Below are 635 nucleotides of genomic sequence, written 5' to 3' on the forward strand. Positions count from 1 at the left end.
TCCCGGCGGCGCACAGGGTCGGGCCGGCCGGGCGGCGGCGCATGGAAGAACAGCCGCACGAGCCAGTCGAGCAGCGTGCGCTCGGCCGGCAGCCCGATTCCGCGCGCGCACCAGTCCGTCGCGCGTCGGACCGTGGCGCGCCAGCGCGACGCGAACGCGGCTTTCATCGCGACGCTCCCGCACGGCCGGCCGCGGCCGCCGTGAGCCACGCATCGACCCAGTTCGCGACGCCGTTCAGGTCGTGCGACGCCTGCGAATACGGCGCGTCGTCGAAGATCCAGCTGCCGCGCGCGAGCGTTTCGGGCACGGCCGCGTCGACGTGAATGCGCTGCTCGAGCATCGACATCGGCCCCACGACGGCGCGCAGCATCGCGAGCGCATCGCGCTGCATGTCGCGCGCGGGGTTCAGCCGGTTCACGACGATCTGCAGGTCGCCGCCGCCGGCACGCAGCGCGTCCAGGCGGGCGGCGACGGTCGCGCACGCGGCCGGTTCGGGCGGCACGACGACGAGCGTCAGGTCGGCGCGGCGAATCGCCTGCTCGGCCTGCGGCGACGGATAGCGGGCCGTGTCGACCAGCACGACGCCCTCGGCCGGCAGCGCGATCTCGTCGAGCGCGCGAGAGAGCCAGTCCGGC

At 75.1% G+C, this 635-nt stretch carries 1 protein-coding gene; it reads right to left on the reverse strand.

Going from position 1 to position 635, the window contains the following annotated elements:
* Positions 1-163: 163 nt before the first annotated feature.
* Positions 164-635 (reverse strand): cellulose synthase operon protein YhjQ/BcsQ (locus tag F3J14_RS35175; protein WP_282100806.1); only part of this gene is annotated, 472 nt, incomplete at its 5' end.

Source organism: Burkholderia sp. Tr-862, assembly GCF_011753085.1.
GTDB lineage: Bacteria > Pseudomonadota > Gammaproteobacteria > Burkholderiales > Burkholderiaceae > Burkholderia > Burkholderia ambifaria.